Below are 5,663 nucleotides of genomic sequence, written 5' to 3'. Positions count from 1 at the left end.
TGCGAGCCGCTTCAGGCCTTCGATCTGGTCGCGGCTGAAGCCCGCCTGCAGAGCCTGGCGGATACTGGTCTCTGCCGGCTCGCCCCGGGTGGCGAAGGTGGTGCAGGCAAGGCGGCGGAGCGCTTCGAGCCGCTCGTTGGCAAGCGGATTGGCGGAAGTGTCGCCGGCGAGCTTGCGCACCAGCCAATCCAGGCCGCGGCGGGCGGGGTTGGACGAGACGGAGACGCACTCCCGCGACGAACTCGCCGCAAGCACGATCACCTGCCGTTCGATGTCCGTGAAAAGCTCGAGTTGCTCGGGCATGTCGTCCTCCCTGTAGAGAGACTAGATGGACCATGCAGGGAGGTGCGGGTAGCCCGCCCGAATGAACTACGGTGTTGCTCATCGCGCAACAGTAGATGGTGGTGGGCCCGGAGGGATTCGAACCCCCAACCTAGCCGTTATGAGCGGCCGGCTCTACCGTTGAGCTACAGGCCCTTAACACGCTCGAAGCCGCGATAGCGGAGGCCGGCGCGGATTGGCAAGCAAGCGCCGTTCCTCTGACGCAATCTCCTCGGTCGGGCTATTCCGCCGCGTCGAGGACGTTAGGCGCGGCGAGCTTCGTTAACGGGCGCGCGGCCACGTCAATGGCTGACAGCGTGCTCAGCTTTTTATCGCCCAGGTCGATCTTAAGCTCTTCAAACCGCCGGGCCTGAGGGATGACGTTTCGTTCAAGACTGCCAATCATCTTATTATAGTCTTTGCCAGCCTTCTCCAGGCGATCTCCCAAGGCCGCAACATGCTCAGTTACCACGGCCAAGCTTCCAAACAGCCGTTTGCCTGCTTCTCCCACCTCTTTCGCCTGCGCAGCCAAGCTCTCTTGGCGCCACATGCCGGCCATGATCTTGGCGAGTGCGAGCATGTTGATTGTCGACGCGATGATCACTCCATTGCGAAAAGCCGTCTCAATCAAGTCAGGTGCCCTCTCAGCGGCGGCAGAAAGGAAATGCTCACCGGGAATGAACATGATTACAAAGTCGGGCGACAGGTCGAACTGACGCCAATAGCCCTTCCGTCCAAGATCGTTTGCGTATGTCTTCATCGCTGCTGCGTGCTGGAGCAGCAACTCCCCCCGGCGACCCTCGTCCTCCTCGTCGAATGCTTGTTCAAAGGCAACCAAGGGACATTTAACGTCAATCACGATACAGCGGTCACCTGGTAAACTGATGACGCAGTCGGGACGGAGCTGCCGCTCACCATCATTGACCGTACTTTGCAAACTAAAATCTACGTTCTCAGCCAGGCCGGCTGCCTCCAAAATGGTGCGAAGCTGCTCCTCGCCCCACCGCCCGCGGGCCTTTGGACTCGATCGCATAACATTTGCTAAGCGCTGCGTTTCACGCCGGACATGCTCGTTGCCCAAGGAGAGCTGTGCCACTGCTTCGCGCAGCGACTCGTATGTGCCGACCCGATCCTTCTCGACCTCCTTGAGGCCTTCTTCATAGCGTTTTAGGGTAGCCTCGACGGGCTGTAGCAAATTCCTGAGTTTCTCCACGTTTTGCTGACCCGCATGGCCGAACTTCTCCTCCGCCCGCTTTAAAAAGCTATCGTGAGCGCCTTCAACTGCTTTTCCTGCAAGCTCACCAAAACGCTTCTCGAGCTTGACTTCAAATTCCCCGAGCTGCGCGAGCTGAGCCTCGTGCGCGCGCTGCCGCTCCTGCTCGCCTCTTTCGTAGGCAGCAACCTTGGCGCTGAGCTCCGACGAGATCACGCGCTCTGCGCGCAGCTCCGCTTCGACGGATTCGACCCGCTCGGCGGTTTTTCGTTCGGCGGCAAGGTTCACAATCGCCTCGTTGAACTTACTTCGCCAATGCTCAATTTCACCTTTGAGCTGATCCTGTGCCTGCCGCCAAGTCTCAGCATCCTCCTGTAGCTGCTTGATTGGCCTACCCCCCAGCAGATAACCGATCACCAGCGCGGCTATGACGGCCAGCGCCACAACAATTATAACTGTCGTCTCCACAAGCGCAGCTCCCAAGAACGTACCAAGAACCTAGAGCAGCCGTGGCCGCCGCTCAAGGCCCGGTTGGAACTCTATCCACAGAAAACCCGTTCGTTTCAGCGGGCTCAGGAGAATGGCATGTCGATCGGGAAGATGATCGCCTCTCACCCGGATGTCGGCGGCGACTTCAACGAGGCGCTGGCGAAGGCGGCGCGGCATGCGATGTTCTGCTCGGCGATCTGCACGAGCTGCGCCGACGCCTGCCTTGCCGAGAAACATGTGGAGCAGATGCGGCAATGCATCCGCACCTGCCTCGATTGCTCGGACGTCTGCGCCGCCACGTCGACGCTCGCGATCCGGAGGACGGGCGGCAACGAGATCCTGCTGGAGGAGATGCTCCAGCTCTGCATCACCGCCTGCGACATCTGCGCTGAGGAATGCGAGCGGCACGACCACGATCATTGCAGACGCTGCGCCGAAATGTGCCGCGAGACGGCGCAGGACTGCCGCGACGCGCTGGAGACGTTCCACTGATCCTTAGAGAATGGCGGCCTTGTCGCGTTCCTTGCGGGCTTTCAGCACCTTCTTGACGACCATGTCGCGCTTCAGGCGCGAGAGGTGGTCGATGAAAAGCACGCCGTTCAGATGGTCGACCTCGTGCTGGAGGCAGACGGACATGAGGCCGCCGAACTCCCCTTCCCTCTCAAGCCCCTTCTCGTCGATCCAGCGGGCGGTGACGATGTCGGGCCGCTCGATCTCGGCATATTGCTCGGGGATTGAGAGGCAGCCTTCGTTGTAGACCTTCCGCGCGTCCGAACTGTGGACGATCTCCGGGTTGATGAAGACGTGGGGATCGCGGATCGGCTCGCCCGCCTCATCCTCTTCCTCCTGGAGATCGATCACCAGAAGCCGCTTCGGGATCGCCACCTGCACCGCCGCAAGCCCGATGCCTGGCGCCGCGTACATCGTCGCGAACATGTCCTGGATGAGCTTCTGGATGTCGTCGCCCACCGATTCCACCGGAGCGGATTGCGCGCGGAGCAGCGGATCGGGGATTTCGATGATCGGCAGGAGGCCCATGCGGGCGGAGCTAGGTTGAGGCCCGGGCGGCGTCAAGCGCCGCCCGTTTCCGCTCCCTACTTGTAGGCGATGGCGGCGCTCGCGGGACCGCCCAGGGGCAGGATCTCGCAGCGGGAGAAGCCCGCCTCGAGGCACCATCCCTTGAAATCGGCGCCGGTGAAGTCGAACGCGTCGCCGAACTCGATCAGCATGTTGAGCGACATGAGCAGCCCGAACGCATTCTCCCGGCGCTCGTCGTCGATGATGTTCTCGATCGCCACGAAGGCGCCGCCTTCCGGAAGAGCGTCATAGGCCTTACGGATGAGCATCTTCTTCACCTCGAGGTTCCAGTCGTGAAGGATCATGCCCATCGTGATCACGTCGGCCTTCGGGAAGTCCTGCTTCATGAAGTCGAGCGCGCCGGCACTGACCCTTCCTTCGAGGCCGGCATCGCGGATCCGCCGCTCGGCGATCGGCTGCACCACCGGAAGATCGAACGACCGGCAGGTAAGGTGCGGGTGGCGGGCCGCGGCGATGCAGGAAAGCTGACCCGTCGCGCCGCCGATGTCAGCGAGCGTACGATAGCCGGAGAAATCGAATTTCTCCGCGAAGGCCACGAAATTGCCCATCGAGACGCCGCTCATCGCACCCATGAACTGCTCGAGCCGCGCCGGATCGCTGTAAAGCTCATCGAACATCGGCTTGCCCGAATGCTTCACCTCGTTCTGCGGCTGGCCGGTCTTCAATGCGGGTGTAAGGTCGGCCCAGAATGGGTAGAGCCGCGCATTGGCCATTTCGAGGATGCCGCCGACATAGGTGGGGCTGCCGCGCACCAGGAAGCGCTGCGCCTCGGGCGTGTTCCGGTAGAGCGCGGAAGCGCCGTTTCCGTCGCGGGCGAGAAGGCCGAGCGCAACCAGCGCGTCAAGGAAATCATAGGTGCCGCGCGGATGGAGCTGGAGCGCGCTCTCGATCTCGCCGCCGCGTCGGGGGCCGGACGCAAGCTCGGTGAACAGGCCGAGCTCGACGGCGCTCAGCAGCGCCTTGGAGCCCCAGAAGGCCATTCCCACCTGAAGGATGTGCGCCGGCGAAAGCTCTGGTGCCGCCGCTGCCCGGTGGGAAGCTTCCCCGTCCTCGGAAACGGCGCGGAGCGAGTGCGGGTCGTCGAGATCGGCGAGAATATCGGTCATCGTTTCGGTCTCCATGCGGGATGTGCCGGATCGGGAGGCGCCGGCGCTCGCATTCGGCCTAGCAATGACCCCGCTACGCCCGCAGGCGCTGTTCGACGAAGGTTGTAGCCGCAGAGACGACGTTGCACGCTACGCCACGAATGCCGCGCCCGGCGCGACGAACGGTTGCTATGCGACGGGCCGCCGCGCCCTCAGCGCCTGGGCCAGCGTGCCTTCGTCCAGATAATCGAGCTCGCCGCCGACGGGAAGGCCGTGGGCGAGCTGGGTGATGCGGACGGGATAGGTTTCGAGGCGCTCCACGAGGTAGTGGGCGGTGGTCTGGCCTTCGAGCGTGGCGTTCATCGCGAGCACCACCTCGTCGATGCCGCCTTTCGAGACGCGGCCGATCAATTTGTCGATGCTCAGATCCTCCGGGCGGACGCCTTCGAGCGCCGAAAGGCGGCCGCCGAGGACGTGGAAGCTGCCGGGGAAGAGGCGGGAGCGGTCGAGCGCCCAGAGATCGGAGACCTCCTCGACGACGCAGAGCAGGCGCGTATCGCGGCGCGGGTCGGCGCAGATGGTGCAAGGGTCGGTCGTATCGACATTGCCGCAATTGGAGCAGACGGAGAGCCGCTCATTGACCTTCTCGAGCGCCCGGAGGAGCGGCGCCATCGCCGCCTCCCGCTTCTTGAGGAGGTGGAGCACCGCCCGTCGCGCCGAGCGCGGCCCAAGCCCCGGAAGCCGCGACAGAGCCTGCGTCAACGCCTCGATTTCGGGAGATGCCATGCCTTCCCTCTGTCATTGCGGGCGCAGCGAAGCAATCCGGCGTGGGAAGTGGATTGCTTCGTCGCTACGCTCCTCGCAATGACAGCGGTCATGCGCCTCGCCTTCATGGGAACGCCGGACTTCGCGGTGCCGACGCTCGATGCCCTCATTGCGGCGGGCCATGAGGTGGTGGCCGTCTATTCGCAGCCGCCGCGGCCGGCGGGCCGAGGCAAGGCGCTTCGTCCCTCCCCTGTGCAGCAGCGAGCGGAGGCGGCCGGGATCGAGGTAACGACGCCGCTTTCCCTCAAGGCGCCCGAGGAGCAGGAGGCGTTCGCCGCGCTCGGCCTCGATGCGGCGGTGGTCGCGGCTTACGGGCTGATCCTGCCGATGCCGATCCTGGAGGCGCCGCGTTTCGGGTGCCTCAATGTCCACGGCTCGATCCTGCCGCGTTGGAGGGGGGCGGCGCCGGTGCAGCGGGCGATCCTCGCGGGTGACGAGACGACCGGCGTCACCATCATGCAGATGGAGCGGGGGCTCGACACCGGCCCCATGCTTGCGGTGCGGGAGACGGAAATCGGGCGGAAAACCGCGGGAGAATTGACTGCGGAGCTGGCGAGGATCGGCGCAGAGCTGATGACGCAGGTACTCCGAACCCTCCCCGGCACCGTGCCAGTGCCGCAACCGGAGGCAGG

At 63.9% G+C, this 5,663-nt stretch carries 6 protein-coding genes, 1 tRNA gene and 1 pseudogene; 2 read left to right on the top strand and 6 right to left on the bottom strand.

Annotation, left to right across the window (positions count from 1 at the left end; translation table 11 throughout):
* The 3 genes and pseudogenes from VF662_RS11185 to VF662_RS11175 form a co-directional block, all read right to left on the bottom strand.
* Positions 1–303 (bottom strand): annotated as a pseudogene (locus VF662_RS11185) (hypothetical protein); the annotation flags it as partial.
* Positions 304–402: 99 nt separating this feature from the next.
* A tRNA-Ile gene (locus tag VF662_RS11180) sits at positions 403–477 on the bottom strand.
* A gap of 85 nt (positions 478–562) precedes the next feature.
* Entirely contained in the window at positions 563–2,002 is a 1,440-nt protein-coding gene (locus VF662_RS11175) for a DNA recombination protein RmuC (RefSeq protein ID WP_464141101.1), read from the bottom strand.
* A 117-nt stretch (positions 2,003–2,119) separates the two neighbouring features.
* On the opposite strand from VF662_RS11175, the gene VF662_RS11170 reads away from it, so the two are divergent.
* The gene (locus VF662_RS11170) at positions 2,120–2,515 is read left to right on the top strand and encodes a four-helix bundle copper-binding protein (RefSeq protein WP_464141099.1); all 396 of its coding nucleotides are present in this window, start codon (positions 2,120–2,122) and stop codon (positions 2,513–2,515) included.
* A 3-nt stretch (positions 2,516–2,518) separates the two neighbouring features.
* Here VF662_RS11170 and def read toward each other — a convergent pair whose 3' ends face one another.
* From def to recR, 3 genes are all read right to left on the bottom strand, one after another.
* Positions 2,519–3,061 carry a peptide deformylase gene (def, locus tag VF662_RS11165; protein ID WP_464141097.1) on the bottom strand — a complete coding sequence of 181 codons (543 nt, stop codon included), beginning with the start codon at positions 3,059–3,061 and terminating at the stop codon, positions 2,519–2,521.
* 56 nt (positions 3,062–3,117) lie between these two features.
* Entirely contained in the window at positions 3,118–4,227 is a 1,110-nt protein-coding gene (locus tag VF662_RS11160) for a methyltransferase (RefSeq protein ID WP_464141095.1), read from the bottom strand.
* 168 nt (positions 4,228–4,395) lie between these two features.
* The gene (recR, locus tag VF662_RS11155; protein WP_464141093.1) at positions 4,396–4,992 is read right to left on the bottom strand and encodes a recombination mediator RecR; all 597 of its coding nucleotides are present in this window, start codon (positions 4,990–4,992) and stop codon (positions 4,396–4,398) included.
* 90 nt (positions 4,993–5,082) lie between these two features.
* Between recR and VF662_RS11150 the strand changes: the two genes are divergently transcribed.
* Positions 5,083–5,663, top strand: a 581-nt coding sequence (locus tag VF662_RS11150; protein WP_464141103.1) for a methionyl-tRNA formyltransferase, incomplete at its 3' end; no start/stop codon positions are given.

The organism is Allosphingosinicella sp., assembly GCF_036387215.1.
GTDB lineage: Bacteria > Pseudomonadota > Alphaproteobacteria > Sphingomonadales > Sphingomonadaceae > Allosphingosinicella.
The sequence above is the reverse complement of the archived record's forward strand: the minus strand, read 5'-3'. Positions and strand labels throughout refer to the sequence as shown.